Annotated in this window: 15 protein-coding genes; 11 read left to right on the top strand and 4 right to left on the bottom strand. The window is 51.5% G+C overall.

Annotated features, from left to right (window positions below):
• Positions 1 to 32: 32 nt before the first annotated feature.
• The 8 genes from ACFQI7_RS06600 to ACFQI7_RS06565 all read left to right on the top strand — a co-directional run bounded on the left by ACFQI7_RS06600 (position 33) and on the right by ACFQI7_RS06565 (position 9,903).
• Positions 33 to 1,313: a Gfo/Idh/MocA family protein gene (locus tag ACFQI7_RS06600; protein ID WP_218098480.1), complete on the top strand. Its 1,281-nt coding sequence runs from the start codon at positions 33 to 35 to the stop codon at positions 1,311 to 1,313.
• Between the two features lie 143 nt (positions 1,314 to 1,456).
• Positions 1,457 to 2,710: an ATP-binding protein gene (locus ACFQI7_RS06595; protein ID WP_218098479.1), complete on the top strand. Its 1,254-nt coding sequence runs from the start codon at positions 1,457 to 1,459 to the stop codon at positions 2,708 to 2,710.
• Between the two features lie 96 nt (positions 2,711 to 2,806).
• Positions 2,807 to 3,049 (top strand): DUF7667 family protein, encoded by a 243-nt coding sequence (locus ACFQI7_RS06590; RefSeq protein ID WP_218098478.1) that lies wholly within the window; start codon positions 2,807 to 2,809, stop codon positions 3,047 to 3,049.
• A 269-nt stretch (positions 3,050 to 3,318) separates the two neighbouring features.
• Entirely contained in the window at positions 3,319 to 3,930 is a 612-nt protein-coding gene (locus ACFQI7_RS06585) for a YdcF family protein (RefSeq protein WP_218098477.1), read from the top strand.
• Positions 3,931 to 3,948: 18 nt separating this feature from the next.
• Entirely contained in the window at positions 3,949 to 5,115 is a 1,167-nt protein-coding gene (locus ACFQI7_RS06580; RefSeq protein ID WP_218098476.1) for an ROK family transcriptional regulator, read from the top strand.
• A 43-nt stretch (positions 5,116 to 5,158) separates the two neighbouring features.
• Positions 5,159 to 5,929: a Cof-type HAD-IIB family hydrolase gene (locus ACFQI7_RS06575; RefSeq protein ID WP_218098475.1), complete on the top strand. Its 771-nt coding sequence runs from the start codon at positions 5,159 to 5,161 to the stop codon at positions 5,927 to 5,929.
• Between the two features lie 64 nt (positions 5,930 to 5,993).
• The gene (locus ACFQI7_RS06570) at positions 5,994 to 8,504 is read left to right on the top strand and encodes a phosphodiester glycosidase family protein (RefSeq protein WP_218098474.1); all 2,511 of its coding nucleotides are present in this window, start codon (positions 5,994 to 5,996) and stop codon (positions 8,502 to 8,504) included.
• Between the two features lie 64 nt (positions 8,505 to 8,568).
• Positions 8,569 to 9,903, top strand: coding sequence for an ABC transporter substrate-binding protein (locus ACFQI7_RS06565; protein ID WP_218098473.1), 1,335 nt, complete (start codon positions 8,569 to 8,571; stop codon positions 9,901 to 9,903).
• Between the two features lie 218 nt (positions 9,904 to 10,121).
• Here the strand turns inward: ACFQI7_RS06565 and ACFQI7_RS06560 are convergent, their stop codons facing one another.
• On the bottom strand, positions 10,122 to 11,021 hold the full coding sequence (locus ACFQI7_RS06560; protein WP_218098472.1) for an NmrA/HSCARG family protein: 900 nt from the start codon (positions 11,019 to 11,021) through the stop codon (positions 10,122 to 10,124).
• 175 nt (positions 11,022 to 11,196) lie between these two features.
• On the opposite strand from ACFQI7_RS06560, the gene ACFQI7_RS06555 reads away from it, so the two are divergent.
• Complete coding sequence (locus ACFQI7_RS06555; RefSeq protein ID WP_230414842.1) at positions 11,197 to 11,529, top strand: winged helix-turn-helix transcriptional regulator; 333 nt, start codon at positions 11,197 to 11,199, stop codon at positions 11,527 to 11,529.
• Between the two features lie 198 nt (positions 11,530 to 11,727).
• Here the strand turns inward: ACFQI7_RS06555 and dnaN are convergent, their stop codons facing one another.
• From dnaN to ACFQI7_RS06540, 3 genes are all read right to left on the bottom strand, one after another.
• Positions 11,728 to 12,873 (bottom strand): DNA polymerase III subunit beta, encoded by a 1,146-nt coding sequence (gene dnaN, locus ACFQI7_RS06550; protein ID WP_218098470.1) that lies wholly within the window; start codon positions 12,871 to 12,873, stop codon positions 11,728 to 11,730.
• Positions 12,866 to 13,111, bottom strand: coding sequence for a hypothetical protein (locus ACFQI7_RS06545; RefSeq protein WP_218098469.1), 246 nt, complete (start codon positions 13,109 to 13,111; stop codon positions 12,866 to 12,868). Before ACFQI7_RS06545 ends, dnaN begins: the two co-directional genes overlap by 8 nt.
• A 270-nt stretch (positions 13,112 to 13,381) precedes the next feature.
• Complete coding sequence (locus ACFQI7_RS06540) at positions 13,382 to 14,707, bottom strand: hemolysin family protein (protein ID WP_218098468.1); 1,326 nt, start codon at positions 14,705 to 14,707, stop codon at positions 13,382 to 13,384.
• A gap of 229 nt (positions 14,708 to 14,936) precedes the next feature.
• On the opposite strand from ACFQI7_RS06540, the gene ACFQI7_RS06535 reads away from it, so the two are divergent.
• Positions 14,937 to 15,719, top strand: a complete 783-nt coding sequence (locus ACFQI7_RS06535) for a DUF1836 domain-containing protein (protein ID WP_218098467.1) — start codon at positions 14,937 to 14,939, stop codon at positions 15,717 to 15,719.
• 72 nt (positions 15,720 to 15,791) lie between these two features.
• Positions 15,792 to 15,914 (top strand): hypothetical protein, encoded by a 123-nt coding sequence (locus ACFQI7_RS06530; protein ID WP_268966818.1) that lies wholly within the window; start codon positions 15,792 to 15,794, stop codon positions 15,912 to 15,914.
• Positions 15,915 to 16,029 lie beyond the last annotated feature (115 nt).

Here is a 16,029-nt window from a genome sequence, read left to right as displayed (position 1 = left end):
TATATTATAACGACGAACAGGAGTTTGCAGACATGATCAAAAGATATGCGGTTTGCGGGGTCAGCAACCGGGCGATCGGGATGTTCATTCAGCCCATCGCCAAAACATTCTCGGGCAGCGCGGAGGTCGTCGCGCTTCTTGATATCGATCCGAGGCGGCACGAAGTATGCAAAAGCAAGTGCCCGCAGGTGGCGCATGTGAACGAGTACGGGCCGGATGATTTCAACCGCATGGTATCGGAAACGAAGCCCGACGTCATTATCGTTACCGGCCGGGACGATACGCACGCACGTTATATTATTCAGGCATTGGAGCACGATCTGGACGTCATCACGGAGAAGCCGATGGCGACGACAGGCGCCGACTGCCGACGGATTATGGATGCGGAGGCAAGAAGCAAGGGCAGCGTGACGGTTTCGTTCAACTACCGTTACGCTCCGATTCATACCCGGATCAAAGAAATGGTGCTCGAGGGGAAAGTCGGGCGCATCACTTCCGTCGATCTGAATTGGTACATCGACACGTATCACGGCTCGAGCTATTTTCAGCGTTGGAACCGGGTTCGCGATATTTCCGGCGGGTTATCGATTCACAAAAGCTCGCACCACTTCGATCTGGTCAATTGGTGGATCGGGCAAACGCCTGTCGAAGCATTCGCTTACGGCGCACTGAACTATTACGGACCGGAAGGCGAGCTGAATCCGGAGAAGCGGGACGGGAGGTACTGCGGTACGTGCGACGTGCGGCAAAGCTGCGCATACCATATGCGCTGGAACAGTCGGAGCGCGAGCCTTACGGTGAAGGACGACCATCTGGGCACGTTGCAGACGGACAAACCGGCCTACACCAGCTACCGTCCGGATGCCTGTATTTACGATTCGGAGATCGACATTGAAGATACGTATACGGCAACGGTCAAATACGACGGCGGGGCGCTGCTCAGCTATTCCGTCAATTTCTCGCTCCCGTACGAAGGGTACCGTCTCGCGATAAACGGAACGAAAGGCCGCCTCGAGACGATGGAATTCCATGCCCCGAGCCGCGTCCCTTTCCCGACACCGGTGCAGACGATCGATTATTTCCCGCTGTTCGGGTCGAAGGAAACGATTCACGTAGTGATGCGGCAGGGCGGTCACGGCGGAGGCGATCCGGTGCTGCTCGAGGACCTGTTCCTTGGCCCGGACCCGAACCGTTCGTACAGCATCTTGTCCGGAAGCCGGGATGGGGCTTACTCGATCGGGACGGGGGAAGCGGTATGGAAATCGGTGAAGGAGAACCGGCCGGTCCGCATCGCGGAAGTGCTGCAGCATTAATATAAAGAAGGGGGACGGGTTTGCAGAGGCGTTGCTGCGAAGCCCGTCTCTATTTGTTTTGCGGAACGTTAAAAATAACTAGAGGGCGGCAGGCGCGTATGGTAGTATTATACATACAATTTAATAGAAGTTGGTGAAGAAATATGTTTAATTACACGATCGAGGGCTTACTGTTAAACGTATTTTTCGTCACATCCCCCCTTATTTTTTACCAATTTCTGCTGAATAAGAAGCTGGAAGAAAAGCCCGCCCTCAGCAATGCGCTGCATTACTCGTTGTTCGGCGTCTCGATAATGCTTTGCATGTTTTTTCCGATCACTATTCAGTCCGGTCTGCAGTTTGATTTTCGCATCCTTCCATTTATTATGGCTTCTTTTTATAGCAACAGAACCGTTTCCGTCGCGCTTGTCGCTACGCTGGTGGGCGTGCGGTTTGCGCTGGGCGGAGAGGGTGCATATCTGAATTTGATCTCCAGTTCCCTCGCTTTGCTTTGCATTGCAATTGCCGAAAAAAAGTACCGTACGCTCACGCTTGGCTATAAAATGGCCGTCTCAGCGGCGATATCGTTTTTTTGCAAGCTTGTGGGCATTGCCTGCAATTATTTGTTCGATCCGGAATATGTGTTCGTACATGCTATTATGTTCTATGTCGTGCAAGCAGTATTTATGGCGCTTATGGTCTATATTATCGAGTCGATACGCAAAAGCGTTCAACTGCGTGACGAATTGATCGAATCGGAGAAGATGAAAGTGGTGAGCGTCATCTCGGCCTCCGTTGCGCATGAAATTAGAAATCCGCTCACGACGGTGCGGGGCTTCATTCAACTGCTGACGCAAACCCAGGTCGACCAGGAAAAGAAGCGGCAGTATGGCAAGCTATGTCTGGACGAGCTTGATCGCGCCCAGCAGATCATTAACGACTATTTGTCGCTAGCCAAGCCACACCCCGAGCTGAACGAGAAACTGAACATCGGCGATGAAATTTATTATGTAAGCAAGGTGCTGACCTCTTACGCGAATTTGAGCGGCGTTGAAATCGTCGTGGAATTCGACGTCGATCTGTACGTCACGGGCGACCGATCCAAATTCAGGCAGAGCATCATCAACATCGCCAAAAACGGCATCGAAGCGATGGAAGCCAAAGGCGGAGTACTGACGATTACCGCCAAACGGAATAAACGGTTCGTCGTGCTGCGCATCAGCGATATCGGCAACGGAATGACGGATGCGCAGATCAATCGTCTGGGGTCTCCGTATTTCTCCAATAAGGAGAAAGGAACCGGACTCGGTACGATGGTTTCGTTCAATATCATTAAAGGAATGATGGGGCGAATTAACGTACAGAGCGAAGTCGGACGAGGGACAGTATTTCAAATTGTGTTTCCGGCCGTCTCATAGTATGTCTGACGGGAGGCTGTTGTCTAAAAGACCGATGCGCTGCCTATACTGGGTAGTAGTTATTGCAATAAAGAGGCAAGGCAAGGGGGTCAATGTATGCTTTCCGTCCATTGGAGACTTGCGGAGCTGTGGACGCTTCAGCAGCAAAGAGAATTGACGGATATCGAACGGTCCGAAATGTCGGCGTGCTTGCATTACAACGCAGAGTATGCCAGAAAGCTGGCTTCGCTGTACAATTGGTCGATGGTGGCTTCCATGACGGGGGATACCGAGTGGCAGCATGAAATATGCAGACAGATCGACAAGCTGGAGGAGCAGGGGAAATACATAGCGGAGTAATCGATGTAGACGGCTGGGCGGACAGCCGTTTTTTTATACGGTCTGGCTGCTCAGAAGGACTCCGATAGGAGTTTTTTTCTTATTATGCAGAGAACGCCAGTGCACGGAAAAATATTATATTTATTTATCGTAAACATATTGAAGAAGCTGGCAATTTATCGTATTATAATAATTAATCAAATTGATTTATTAACTTAATGTTAATGTTTCGCAACGCACCTACTTCAACTACGAATTTCTGCTCTTGAAAGGAAGAATCGCATTTATTTATGGAACTGTTATGGACCGTGCTTATCATCTTGGTACTCGCCGCGGCGGCCGTGCCGCTCACTTATTTTGTATGGATGCATACCGCCAGGCTGCAGCGCCGCGATGCGGATGCGCTAATCGTTCTCGGTTACCGGTGCGACAATGACCAGGTACATCCGATATTGAAAGAACGGCTCGACGCCGCCTTGCAGCTGTTTCGGGAGCGCCGTTACCGGTATGTCATTTTATCGGGAGGCGCCGTCCGTTCGAAGTTCACGGAAGCGGAAATTATGAGAGATTACATGATCGCTCAAGGGATGCCTCCGGAACGCATTATTATGGAGACGCGCTCGCGCAACACGGTGCATAATGTCGTCAATTGCAAACTTCTGATGGAGGAATTCGGGCTATCTTCCTGTCTTCTCGTATCAAATTCCTTCCATATTCGCCGAATGCATTATATTATGAAGAGGTTGGATATTCCTGCTTCCTTTTACGCCGCCCGCACTTTGTCGAGCATCGTAGGGCTGCAGAGAAAACTGACCTTCCAGGAAATCAAGGCTTACCGGTTGACGCTGCCCTGGATAGAAAAAGCGCTCAACATGCCCTCCCGTCAAATGATGGGGAAATGAGAAAGGTGCTGTTTGCCGTTGAAGTCTGAAAGAACAACCAGCAACAAACTGCTTAAATCGATCAATCAACAAAGAGTGCTGCGCCTGATTTATACGGACGGACCGATATCGCGGGTCGAGCTCGCCGATAAGACAGGTCTGACCCAGCAGACGATTACCAATATCGTCAACCGTTTTCTGGAAGAAGACTACGTTCTGGAAACCGAGCCGGTCTCCGGCAGCAGCGGGCGCAAACCGATCCCGCTTATCGTAAAGACGAACGAGATGTTCGCGATCGGGATCGAAATCGCGGTCAAATATGTCCGCGGTGCGCTCATAGATTTCCAGCATCGCGTGATCAAGGAAATCAAAATTGATGTACCTGTCTATGAGGGGAAGGACCACCCGCTCGAATTTATTCGCCAAACGATCAACGAGCTGCTGCTGCATGTGCCGAACGCAAGCCAATTGAAGGGAATCGGCTGCAGTATTCAAGGACTCGTCGACGCCCGACAAGGCTTGGTCATTTATTCTCCAGGCCTTCGCTGGCGCGGGTACCCTTTGCGCGAGAAGCTGGAAAGCTTGTACGATTTGCCGGTTTATTTGGAGAACGACGCCAACTTGCTTGCGCTGGTGGAAAATTTAAAAGGACGGCTTGCTGGTTCCGTCAACAATATTACGATCAAGTTTGACTACGGGATCGGCGGTGCGATTGTTCTTAATAACCAATTATGTACGGGAGCGACGCATGTTGCGGGCGAATTCGGCCATTACAAAGCTTTTAGCGGCGAGCATTTGCACAAATGCCACTGCGGCGCTGCCGGATGCTTGACTACCCTCGCTTCAGTAAGCGGTTTGAAGCGCAACGGGGGCTATGTGCTCGAGAACTTTAACCAACTGCTCGATACCGGAGATCCGGAAGCGGCGGCCTTATTCGCGGCCATCGAAGAAGCGGCGGGCCTGGCGATCAGCAATCTGGTTACCATCTTTAATCCGGATCATGTCCTGTTCACCGGGAAACTGGTCGATGTGCTCGGACACAGGCTGCTGCCGCTGCTTCGCAATCGCATTTTCGCAACGATACCTGACTCCTGCAAAGGGGTTGTGCTTGAGCATTTGCCGATAACCCCCGATGAATCGACGCTTGCCGGCGGCCTCGTCGTAAACCAATTTTTCGATGTGCCGATCGAAAGTTTCTCGATGTAAATAAATGTTACGACCCCTTGAGGGACGGAGGAGGATCTACTTCATGAAGCCGCAATATCGCTTATTGGCGCTCGACCTGGACGGGACGACGCTGACGGAAGAAAAACAGATCACAGAAGAAACAAGCACTTGGATCAAGCGCGCGGAAAACGCGGGCGTCACGGTCGTATTTGCGACAGGCCGCGGGACGCAGACGACCCAAGCCTACTGGGAGCAGCTCGCGCTCCAGTCCCCGATGGTGCTTGTGAACGGCGCGGAAATTTGGGAGCGGCCGAATGTGCTGAAGGAACGGCAGACGATCAGCCGCGAGCACATCCGTAGGCTGAAGGCATTGGCCGATGAGTGGGAGGCGCATTTCTGGGGCTACAGCGTCGAAAGCCTGACTAGCAAGCGTCATTGGACGGAGGAAATGTTCGAGCGGGATTGGATGAAGTTCGGCATACGCCACTACGATTTGCCTAAGATGGAGCGGATTCGCGAGATTGTTTCAGGGTGGGGCGAGCTGGAGATTACAAGATCGAATATCGCCAATATGGAAATTTCGCCGAAGGGCGTGACGAAAGAGAGCGGGATCCGTAAGGTATGCGAGCATCTCGGGATCGGGATGGATCAAGTCATGGCCGTAGGCGACAATTTGAACGATCTGCATCTGATTCGCGCGGCCGGCTTGGGCGTGGCGATGGGCAATGCGGATGACGAATTGAAGCTGGAAGCGGACGTTATGACCGACACGAACGAACGCGCCGGCGTAGCGAAAGCGATTCAGCGCTACGTGTTCGGGCTGGATGTCGAGATCCCGGCTGCCGCTGTGTAGATGCGCAGCGCGCAGGCCAAAGCGCTTCACCCGCGAATACATGACTCGGGCGAGGAGGTAGCAGATGTCACACAAATCGGTTGCAACCGAACGCGATAGCGATTGGAACATTGTCAAAGAGTGCGCTACGGACGTGGCGCCGGGCGTCCATTACGTCAGCCGTACGCTGGAACGGGACGGCTTGACGGAATCGGTTCACTTGATCGAGATCGATCCGTTGAACGGTTATGCTGCCCTGGAGCCCGTATCGTCGCTCGGTAAAGTGGTCCGGCTGGAAACGGTCGGCCGCCTGCTGCAAGAGACGGAAAGCCGCGGCAGACGCGTCGTGGCCGGGGTAAACGGCGACTTCTTCAGCTATATCGGCGTTCCGTCCGGGCTGCAGATCGTGGACGGCGAGATCATCACGTCGCCTGCGAAGACCAAAGTGCTTATGGCCGTCATGGCGGACGGTACGGTGCGTCTGGAAGAACAAGTGGCGATGCAAGCCAGATTGTACGATGCGGACGGCTACATCCTTAACGTCGACATGGTGAACCGGACGCGTACGCGGAACCATACGGATCACGCTTTCGCGTATACGTGGCGGTTCGGCGACTCGACCCGGACGCCGGATGGAGGCGTGGAAGCGGTGATCGCTTCCGCGCAGCCGGCGCAGGCGGTTAAGCTCGTCCCGGGGGAGCCTTGGGAGGGCGTTGTCGCCTCGGTCGCGGAAGGAGCGAACACGGCAATCGACGGCTCCTCTCTCGTCCTATCGGCGGTCGGCGCGAAGGCGGATGAGCTGAAGAAGCGGCTGGCGCCGGGAAAAGCCGTGCGGCTCGACATTGAGTACGATAAAGGCATTCATGCGGCGAAGCAAGTCATATCCGGCAGCTCGACTTTGGGATTCGTGCTGCTCCGGGCAGGCGAGGTGCCGGATGCCTTGTTCGACCGGGCCATTCGGCTGAACAGCGACCGCCATCCCCGGACGATGCTTGCGACGAGAGCCGGAAAGCTGTACATGCTGCTTGTCGACGGACGGCAGCCCGGATTCTCGAACGGAATGACGCTTGCGGAAGGCGCGCAGCTGCTGCAGCAGCTCGGCATGGAGCATGCGATCAATCTGGACGGGGGCGGTTCCACGACATGCTACGTTCGCCTGCCGGGAGAAGAGCGGGCGGGCCTCATGAATCGCCCTTCGGACGGGTACGAACGCGAGGTCGGCAATGCGCTGGCCATCGTTTCCACCGCGCCTTTATCGGAGCTGGAAGCGCTCGTGATTCGGCCGGGGATGCCTCAGCGGGTGCTGGCGGGAAGCAGCGTTTCGTTTACCGCGAAAGGACATGACCGGTATTACAATGCCGTTCCGATTACCTCGGGAGAGCTCGTGTGGTCGCTTATCGGCAAGATCGGAACGATCGGACCATCGGGCGAATTTATGGCCGGAGCCGAACCGGCGGAAGGAACGGTTACTGTGCGAAGCGGCGGCAGCGAGCAATCCAAAAAGATACAGGTCACAGACCGGATACATCATCTTTCAATAGAGCCTGCAACTGCCGTTGTGGAGCCGGGAGGCACCTTCGCTTTTCAAGCGAAAGCATACGATGAAGATGGAGAAGAAATCGCCTTGTCGCAGGACCGTCTTGCGTGGACGACAACGGCAGGCAGCTGCTCCGCAAACGGTGTGCTCCACGCGCTCTCCGAAGTAGCGCAAGGCGTTGTGACGGCCGCGTGGGGCGACGTTCGGGCGGAAGCCGCCGTCCATGTAGGCAAGCCGCATCTCATGATCGCCGATTTCGAATCGCTCGATACGCTCACCGTTTCTTTTGTGAACGCCGTTCCGCATTCCGTAACACTGGTTCGTGCGGCAAGACCGTCGCCGGTACGTTTCGGTACGTTTTCCGGGAAGTTGTCTTACGATTTCACGAATACGTCGGGCGGCTCCAGAGCTGTCGTAGAAATTTTGAACGCCCAAGGAGAACAAGGGCGCGAAATCGAGGGAGAGCCGTACCGTTTCGGCTTATGGGTGTACGGTGACGGAGCAGGCCACTGGCTGCGCGTAAGAATCAGGGATGCAACCGGGCATGAGCGGTATTTGAATTTTACCGAAGCGGGCGGACTTGACTGGATCGGTTGGAAGTACGTGCATGCCGATATTCCGAAAAATACGTTGTTTCCGATCCGCGTTCATCATATTTCGCTCTCGGAGCCTGACGACGCGAACAAATCTGCCGGAACCCTGTACCTGGACGATTTTCGTGCGGAATACGTGAATTTGAATGAAGACGTCGAAGGGCCCGTATTTTCCAGGATGAGGCCCGAGCCGGATTCGAACATTGGCGAACGCCTTCCGCTCATTTCCGTCGTCGTGCAAGATGCGGGCAGCGGCGTTGAACCGTCCACAATCCGGTTATGGATTGACGGCGAGGCCAAGCAACATCAATTTGATTATGTAACGGGGGTGATCGTCTACCAAGCGGAACACGATCTGGAAGAGGGGGAGCATCGGGTCGTCGTCGAGGCGGCGGACCGGCAAGGAAACTCGGCCGTACCGACGGCCGCATGGAGCTTTGCGGTAAAACATCAAACAACATCCTGAGGCTCCGTCACTGCAGTGGTTTCATGAAATCATTCATCATTAAACGTAAAGGGTGAGGAAAGGTATGAAAAGCAAGAAACGTTTAAGCGTCACGTTGGTATCCGCATTGGCCGTTGCAATGGCAGTGTCCGGATGCGGAAAGACGGAGCCCCCGAAGGCCGCCGATACCGGAACAAGCAAACCGGAAGATCTTGTTATAACCGAACCGGTCACGGTCAGGCTTTACTCCCACAATGCGGCGATCAATACGCCGGCTGACGTAGAAGCGCTGTTCGGCACCGTAAAGAAGAAGCACCCGAACATTACGATCGAGCTCATCAAAGGCACGACGCTCAACCAGATGATCGCAGCCGGCGAAGTGCCGGATTTGATCGCAACGACGCACTTTTATATGGGCGGCTTGCTTCCGCTAGAAGTCGGCAGCGATATGAATGATTTTGTGAAAAAGTACGGAGTCGACCTGAACCGATTCGAACCGCAGGCGATCAATGCATTGAAAACGTATGGAAAAAAAGGCGAGCTGTACGGTATTCCGTATACGCTTAACTACGGAGTACTTGTATACAACAAAGACATCTTTGACCGGTTCGGCGTTCCTTATCCGAAGGACGGCATGACGTGGGAACAAACGATCGATCTTGCGCAAAAGGTAACCCGTCTGGATAACGGCAATCAGTACATTGGACTGGACCCGGGTTCGGAACGAACCTTTGCCCGTGGTTACTCGCTGGGTACGATCGACAAGAACGGGAAGCCGGCTTTCGATTCGGACGGTTACCGCAAAGCATTCGGACTGCTGCAGAAGATGTATGCCATCCCGGGCTATATCAGCGCAGCCAACAAGTGGCAGTACGGCATCGATTACTTCCTTAAAGATCAGAAGCTTGCGATGATGCAAACGTGGCTCGCCGCTCTTACAAGCCGTCTGCCGCAGTTGAACGAACAGGGCAAAGGGTTTAACTGGGACGTTGCCGGCCACCCGGTGTTTGACGACAAGCCGGGCCTCGGCAGGGAAATCGAGTTCCAATCGTTCATGGTGCCGCCTACTTCCAAAAACAAAGAAGCCGCCTATCGCGTCATTTTGACGATGATCAGCGACGAGTCGCAAGCCGAGATGAACAAAGGCACTAATTTGACCATACTGAACAATGAGGAAATGAAGAAGCAGTTTGCATCCAAGACGGACATTTACAAAGGCAAAAATCTCGATGGCGTATTTAAAGTAAAGCCGGCGCAAGCGCCGATTCCATCGCCGGAATATGACAACGAGAATTATAAATATTTGCGGGAATCGCTGCTCGATATGATATTAAACAAGAAAGACGTGAACACCGTACTTCGCACGGCGCAGGAAAAAGCGGAGAAATATATTCAATCGGAACAGGCGAGGAATAAGTAATTCGTTGTTCGGTCATAATAGAGCACCCTCTCTTTGGGATTCAAGGAAGGGTGCTTTGTTTATTTGGTATCCGGATCTTATGGTGGAAAAGGGTTTACAATTCGCCCTTCTCCAATATCGCAATCAAAGTGGTTGTTATTGTAATATTGGCAGCAGAGAATACACGGTCTGAAGTCGGTGTGTTCTGAAAAAATCCATAATGTCGGACACCCTTATCATCATGAACTTGTTTGCTGACAACGAAACAGGGCTTCGAACATTGCTTTACCTTTCTTCTCCAGCCATATGTCGAAACTCATAAGACCAGGATGAAGCTTGCGCAATGTCGGAAAATCTACTTCGTAACCTTCTTCGTTTAACCATTCATACAGCTGGGCCAAGGTCTCGTTATTTTGACGCACGGTTTCTATAGGAATCTGGACGTAGTTAATCGGGTGATTAGTCGCATGAGTAATGGCTGCGGCAATGCTAGTCGGTGTCAGTGCATCACCGGCGATTTCGATCGTCTTATCCAGAAATATGTCGGGATGTTTAAAGGCAAGCATGACAAACATTCCGATGTCATCTACAGCTATGCATTTTACAGGTACGTCCGGTTTTGTGGCTTCTGCTAACGTTCCATTTTTAATACCATAAAACGGATTAACGTAACTTTCCATAAATCCAGACGGGCGCAATATCGTTGCCTGAAGACCAAGCGTCTTAATATATTGTTCAATCTCCCACTTGGCAAGGTAACGAAAGCGGGATTGTTTGTCTGCACCGCTAACCGATGAATAGACGATATGCTGAACCCCGGCATCTCTCGCTGCATCAGCCACGTTTTTACCCAATCGTATCTCTTCGGTGGTAGAGACATCGCTAGGATTCCATTCAGGGGGTTGAACGCTGAAGACCCCGTACACTCCTTGCATAGCAGTATCTAGCGATGTGCGATCCCCCATGTCCCCTGAGACAAGTTGTACGCCAGCCTGTTCAAGGGTCTGAGCTGTCTTACTTGAAGTATCACGGGTGAATGCACGCACTTGCCAACCATCAGCGAGCAGATGTGCCGTTGCCGCGCCACCTTGTTGGCCGGTAGCTCCCAATACTAAAACTGTCTTATTAAAAGAAGTCATATGCTTCCTCCTTCATGGATTTGTTTGGGCTTTTCTATACCTCTCCAAGTCGCCTGGGTTATTGTGCATGCCCTATTGAAATATTAAATCAAATGATATATTTTTGTAAGGAGACACTTTATTTAGATCTACTTAATAATAATAATTAACCATATATATGTTAGGAGGTGATTGGTTGAACCGACATGATGAACAAGTATGCCTTGTCGCTGTTAACGAAGCGTTACAAGTTATAGGCAGCAAATGGTCGTTCTTCGTTATTTCTCAATTGTATTATGGTTCTCAACGTTTCAATCAGTTACGTAGAAATTTGGGCGACATTAGCATAAAATCTTTAACAGATATCCTGCGTCATTTGGAGCATCATAAAATCGTAAATCGTCAAGTGTTTCCGACAATTCCTATAAGCGTAGAATACTCTTTAACGGAAAAAGGTAAGGAATATAGGACAATACTCCTTCAAATGCGCGAGTGGGGAGAAAAATGGATTACGACTCCAAATGAATAAAGCCAGTCATTCTCATAAAGAATTGGCTGGCTTTATTATTTTTACTTTTCTAAAAATGTCTTCAGTTATATGGTTAATAAACCTAACAACCACATTCCATTCACTACCGATGTGACACCATTAATTCCGATTTAGGTTATTATGACGAAGGTGACGATTCCACCCTCAAAATCCTATCCGTTTATTTATGATGCAGTTTCATGCATGCGTACGAATCGGAGTGAGCAAGTACTGCGAATCGGGACAACCTGCCGGCTGCAGCAAAATCGGGCTGCTCTTCCCCGAAAACCGGACGGCCAGATGAGTGCTATCAATAGCGCGCACGATATCGGTCATATACTTTCCGTTAAAACATACCGACACTGCCTCGCCGGACAAGTCGCGAACCGGCACTTCTTCGAAAACTTCGCCGATTTCCGCCGTGCGGGAAGCGAATTGAACCGTCTTCGCGCAGGTGCTATCGAGCTTCACCGGGTTCCCTTCACCGCTCATCAGCGTAACGCGTTCGATCGCTTCCAGAAATCCCGATGTGCTGACAACCATCTCCGTAGCAAACTCGGATGGAATGATACGGTCCACCGAAGGATACGTACCGAGAAGCAGCATCAGGTGAGCTTCCAGCTGCTCGGTTTGCAGCCTAATTTGCTGCGAACAGACGACGATTCGGGTCATCTCCTTCGTGTCCGGAATCATTTTGGAAAAGTCGTACAGCACTTTGCCCGGGACGATGAATGGCGGAACTTCCGCATCGGTCTCGCTCTCTCTTTGTATTGGTGCTTGCCCGATTGCTAGCCGTATGCTGTCCGATGCCGACAGGCGCAGCGCAGTGTTGCTTACCTGACAATGAACGCCCGTTAGTACAGGTCTTGACTCCGAAGTCGATACGGCGAACGCCACTTGCTGAATCGCTCGCTTTAGCGCTTCGTTCGAGATGCGGAAAGCCGGGTATACGGCGGTTTTCTCCGGAGTTGACGGATAGTCTTCAGGGTTCATGCCGCCGATGCGGCACACGGCCGCTCCCGAGCGAACCGTAACGAGAAACGCGCTGCTGACTTCGAATGTTACGACGCCGGGCGGAAGCTTGCGAACCCACTCCAGCAAATACTTTGCCGGAACCACGACACTTCCGGGTTGAACGATCTCGCAGCCGTTTCGCTCCACCGGTATCCGGTATTGAATTCTCGAGACGGCGTTGCCGGCAATGAGCATAAGCTGCTGCAATTCGGCGGAAACATAAATGCCGGAAAGGATCGGGACGGGGTTGTTTGCTACAACGGTTCTGGACACAAGCTGAAGCGCTCTCAGCAATTCGCTTTGAACGATATGAAAGATCACTTTATTCACCCGCATCCGGCGCTGGATTCGCGAACAGTGCAGGCTCGATGAGCGATCGGAGCAGCTCCGATTTGCTGACGCCGGCAGCGTCGCACCGACGCTCAAGCTCCACCCAAGCTTCCCTGGTCATCGTTAACGATATTTTTCGCGTTTCGCCGGTGCTTTTGCGTCCTGCGCCTCGGCGCGGTCCGCCTCGGGTAAACAGCATTTGAAGCTGCCCCTCGTCGTAGGGGATGCCCAGTTTCATATCATTATGGTGCTCTTTATTCAATGAAGAAATCACTTCCATTCGAATTTTGTTTTTGAATTAAGTTACTAAAATCAAAATAAAACACATCTTTACTATAGCATACCGTCAATGATTTCGGCAATATTTGGGTGAACCATCAAATAATAACCCAAGCGCTGTGCCACATCGGTATCGCAGACAGCGGAATATGGCGCGTACCGGCGTGTATCGGCAAACCTAAAGCGCCATACTGTTAAAAACAGCAGGCGCCGGGGTTGGTTATAAACGTTAGGCGGACCGAGTGTCCTCGTCAGAACGCTTTTCCTCTTGCTCGATAATGAGCTCTACTTTTTTGATACGATGCTTGCCGGCTTCGCGGATAATGAACGTCGCATTGTCGCGGATGAACGACTTTCCCACTTTCGCGTCGGTTATTTGACTGTACAGCCAACCGCCGACCGTTTCGGCTTCTTCGTTGGTCAGGTCGATGCCTGTCAGTGCGCCAACGTCATCAAGCGATACTTTTCCGTCTAGCAAGTAGCAGTTGTCGTCCAGCTTTTCAACATCTTTGCGCTCGTCGGCGTCGAATTCGTCGCGAATTTCGCCCACGATTTCTTCCAGGATATCCTCGATCGTAATGAGACCCGAGGTTCCGCCGTATTCATCGACTAGGATGGCGATATGCACGCGCTCCTGCTGCATGCGCTTCAGCAGCGATTTGACCGGCAGTGCGTCAGGTACGGTCAATACGGGATGGATGAGCTTGCTAAAGTCGAAATCGCTGTTGTCCTGGTATTCCAAAAACAACTGTTTCGTATTGATCATGCCTACGACATGGTCTTTATTGTCTTTAACGACAGGGAAACGCGTATATTGTTCCTTACGGATAATGGCCATATTTTCGGCCAGCGATTTTTCGGTGTATAAGCAGATCATATCGGTACGCGGCACCATTATTTCTCTGGCTACCATTTCGTCAAAAGCAAAGATGCGGCTCACGTACCCGTACTCGGTATTGTTGATCTTCCCGCTCTGCAGGCTTTCACTCAAAATAATTTGAATTTCTTCCTCCGAATGGGCTTCCTCGTGTTCTTTGGCCGGTTTCAGGCCGAACAAACGAATCAATTTGTTGGCGGAACCGTTCAACAACCAAATAAAAGGATACATTACTTTATGAAATATAATGATCGGTCTGGCGACGAGAAATGTAATAAACTCGGCTTTTTGGATGGCCCACGTTTTCGGTGCCAGTTCCCCAATCACTACGTGAATATAAGTCACGGATAGAAAGGCGATGAAGAAAGACAATACATGGCTCAGTTCGCTGTTAAAATGCCAATGTTCGAACAGGGGAAGCAGCATTTTCTCGACCGTAGGCTCGCCAAGCCAGCCAAGTCCGAGAGCTGTTATGGTAATACCAAGCTGACACGCCGATAAGTATCCGTCCAAATTGCTTATAACCCGCTGAACGGCAAGCGCATCTTTCCTACCTTCGAGCACTAGCTGGTCGACGCGGCTTGAACGAATGCGGATAATGGCAAACTCTGTTGCTACAAAAAACGCCGTTAATACGATAAGCACAACGATCAAAAAAAGATTTAGGCCTATGCCCATGTTGGTTACCACAATCCTTTGTAATAAATTTTAAGTTCTTATGAACTAATAATACGAACTCTACCTGAAACTAGCAATGCCGCATTTGTGCTCCGTTTGGTGCTAAGCGCCGATTTGAACCGAATAGGATGGGCACACCGCGCGTTATTAGCCATTATTGCGTGTTTACAACGATTCTTAATAGTCGTATGATAAGTTCAATTGAACTTGAAAAGAAGGAGGATGGACGATGGAGGCTTTTACGCTGACCCGAAAAGAAATGGCTACATTGCTGCTCGCACTCGATGGACGTCACAGCTTGACTCCGCTTCAAGTGCTTCAGGAAGCGTGGAAAAAGGCGCATCGCGACGCACTGGAGGCGGGCAAATCGCTGCCGGTGTTTTTAACGACCGAGCTGCCGCCGATCATCGAAAGAATGATTAAGGGTGGCGGCGTCAAAGGATTTTCACTGCAAGAAATTGCTACGCTCGGCAAGCTTATCGAATATTCCCATCTGTCCATTACATCGATGCAAAATTGGGTGAAGCGGGATTTCAAACCGTATTTCGAATGTCCCAAGATGGGAAGAAAGTACTCATTGAACCAGGCGGCGCTGCTGTTCATTATAGATGACCTGAAATCCAACCTGGATTTCGCTTCGATTCTTCAATTGTTCGAACTGCTCTTCAATAAACCGCAAACCGACGAGGACGACGTCATCGGACCGCTCGATCTATATGTTTCGTATTCCGGCATGTTCGAGGAGCTGGACGCGAATAACGACCAACTGATGGATACGGACGGCCATGTAAAAGAAAGCCGCAATCAGGACGCCTTGACGGAAATTGCGGTTCGTTCCGCCGCGGATCGCTACGCGAAACGGCTTCCGCATTTGACCAAACATCAGTCGGAAGCACTGCGGAACGTATTGTTTATCGCAGCCATTTCGATTCAAACGTCATATTTTCACTCGCTTGCCAGACGGTATTTGAATGCTACGTTGTTTCTCACGGACAGTATGAACGATCGGTAGGAGGACCCTGCGCTGCGAACGTTAATACGGAGGTACCGGAAGATCCCGGTTCTGGATAACGGCGATGTAGTGATGGTCCGGGATCGTGAGAAACAAGTGCTGACGACGATCGGAGGAAGGGTGGATTGGAACGAATCGCTATCGTGTGCAGGGCTGGCATATTGTCTGGCACTGCTTAAGGAAGACGCACGCTAGTACGATCATCAAAAGATAAGGAAACACCGCCGCGATCACATCATGTCCTGATCGTAACAACCGGGAATCATGCGTCAAATATAAGCATTCGGGCCAATGCGCGCAGTTGTCCGCG

Origin of the sequence: Paenibacillus allorhizosphaerae (assembly GCF_042659105.1) — a bacterium.
GTDB lineage: Bacteria > Bacillota > Bacilli > Paenibacillales > NBRC-103111 > Paenibacillus_G > Paenibacillus_G allorhizosphaerae.
Note: the sequence above shows the minus strand (reverse complement) of the source record. Positions and strands in the feature narration are given on the sequence as shown.

What these genes read in the sequence shown, in the direction of transcription:
- ACFQI7_RS06535 (WP_218098467.1), top strand. Translation starts at nt 14,937, where the DNA reads ATGGAGGCTTTTACGCTGACCCGAAAAGAAATGGCTACATTGCTGCTC.
- ACFQI7_RS06570 (WP_218098474.1), top strand. Translation starts at nt 5,994, where the DNA reads ATGTCACACAAATCGGTTGCAACCGAACGCGATAGCGATTGGAACATT.
- ACFQI7_RS06560 (WP_218098472.1), bottom strand. Translation starts at nt 11,021, where the DNA reads ATGACTTCTTTTAATAAGACAGTTTTAGTATTGGGAGCTACCGGCCAA.
- ACFQI7_RS06600 (WP_218098480.1), top strand. Translation starts at nt 33, where the DNA reads ATGATCAAAAGATATGCGGTTTGCGGGGTCAGCAACCGGGCGATCGGG.
- ACFQI7_RS06590 (WP_218098478.1), top strand. Translation starts at nt 2,807, where the DNA reads ATGCTTTCCGTCCATTGGAGACTTGCGGAGCTGTGGACGCTTCAGCAG.
- ACFQI7_RS06575 (WP_218098475.1), top strand. Translation starts at nt 5,159, where the DNA reads ATGAAGCCGCAATATCGCTTATTGGCGCTCGACCTGGACGGGACGACG.
- ACFQI7_RS06565 (WP_218098473.1), top strand. Translation starts at nt 8,569, where the DNA reads ATGAAAAGCAAGAAACGTTTAAGCGTCACGTTGGTATCCGCATTGGCC.
- ACFQI7_RS06545 (WP_218098469.1), bottom strand. Translation starts at nt 13,111, where the DNA reads ATGAAACTGGGCATCCCCTACGACGAGGGGCAGCTTCAAATGCTGTTT.
- ACFQI7_RS06585 (WP_218098477.1), top strand. Translation starts at nt 3,319, where the DNA reads ATGGAACTGTTATGGACCGTGCTTATCATCTTGGTACTCGCCGCGGCG.
- ACFQI7_RS06595 (WP_218098479.1), top strand. Translation starts at nt 1,457, where the DNA reads ATGTTTAATTACACGATCGAGGGCTTACTGTTAAACGTATTTTTCGTC.
- ACFQI7_RS06530 (WP_268966818.1), top strand. Translation starts at nt 15,792, where the DNA reads ATGGTCCGGGATCGTGAGAAACAAGTGCTGACGACGATCGGAGGAAGG.
- ACFQI7_RS06540 (WP_218098468.1), bottom strand. Translation starts at nt 14,707, where the DNA reads ATGGGCATAGGCCTAAATCTTTTTTTGATCGTTGTGCTTATCGTATTA.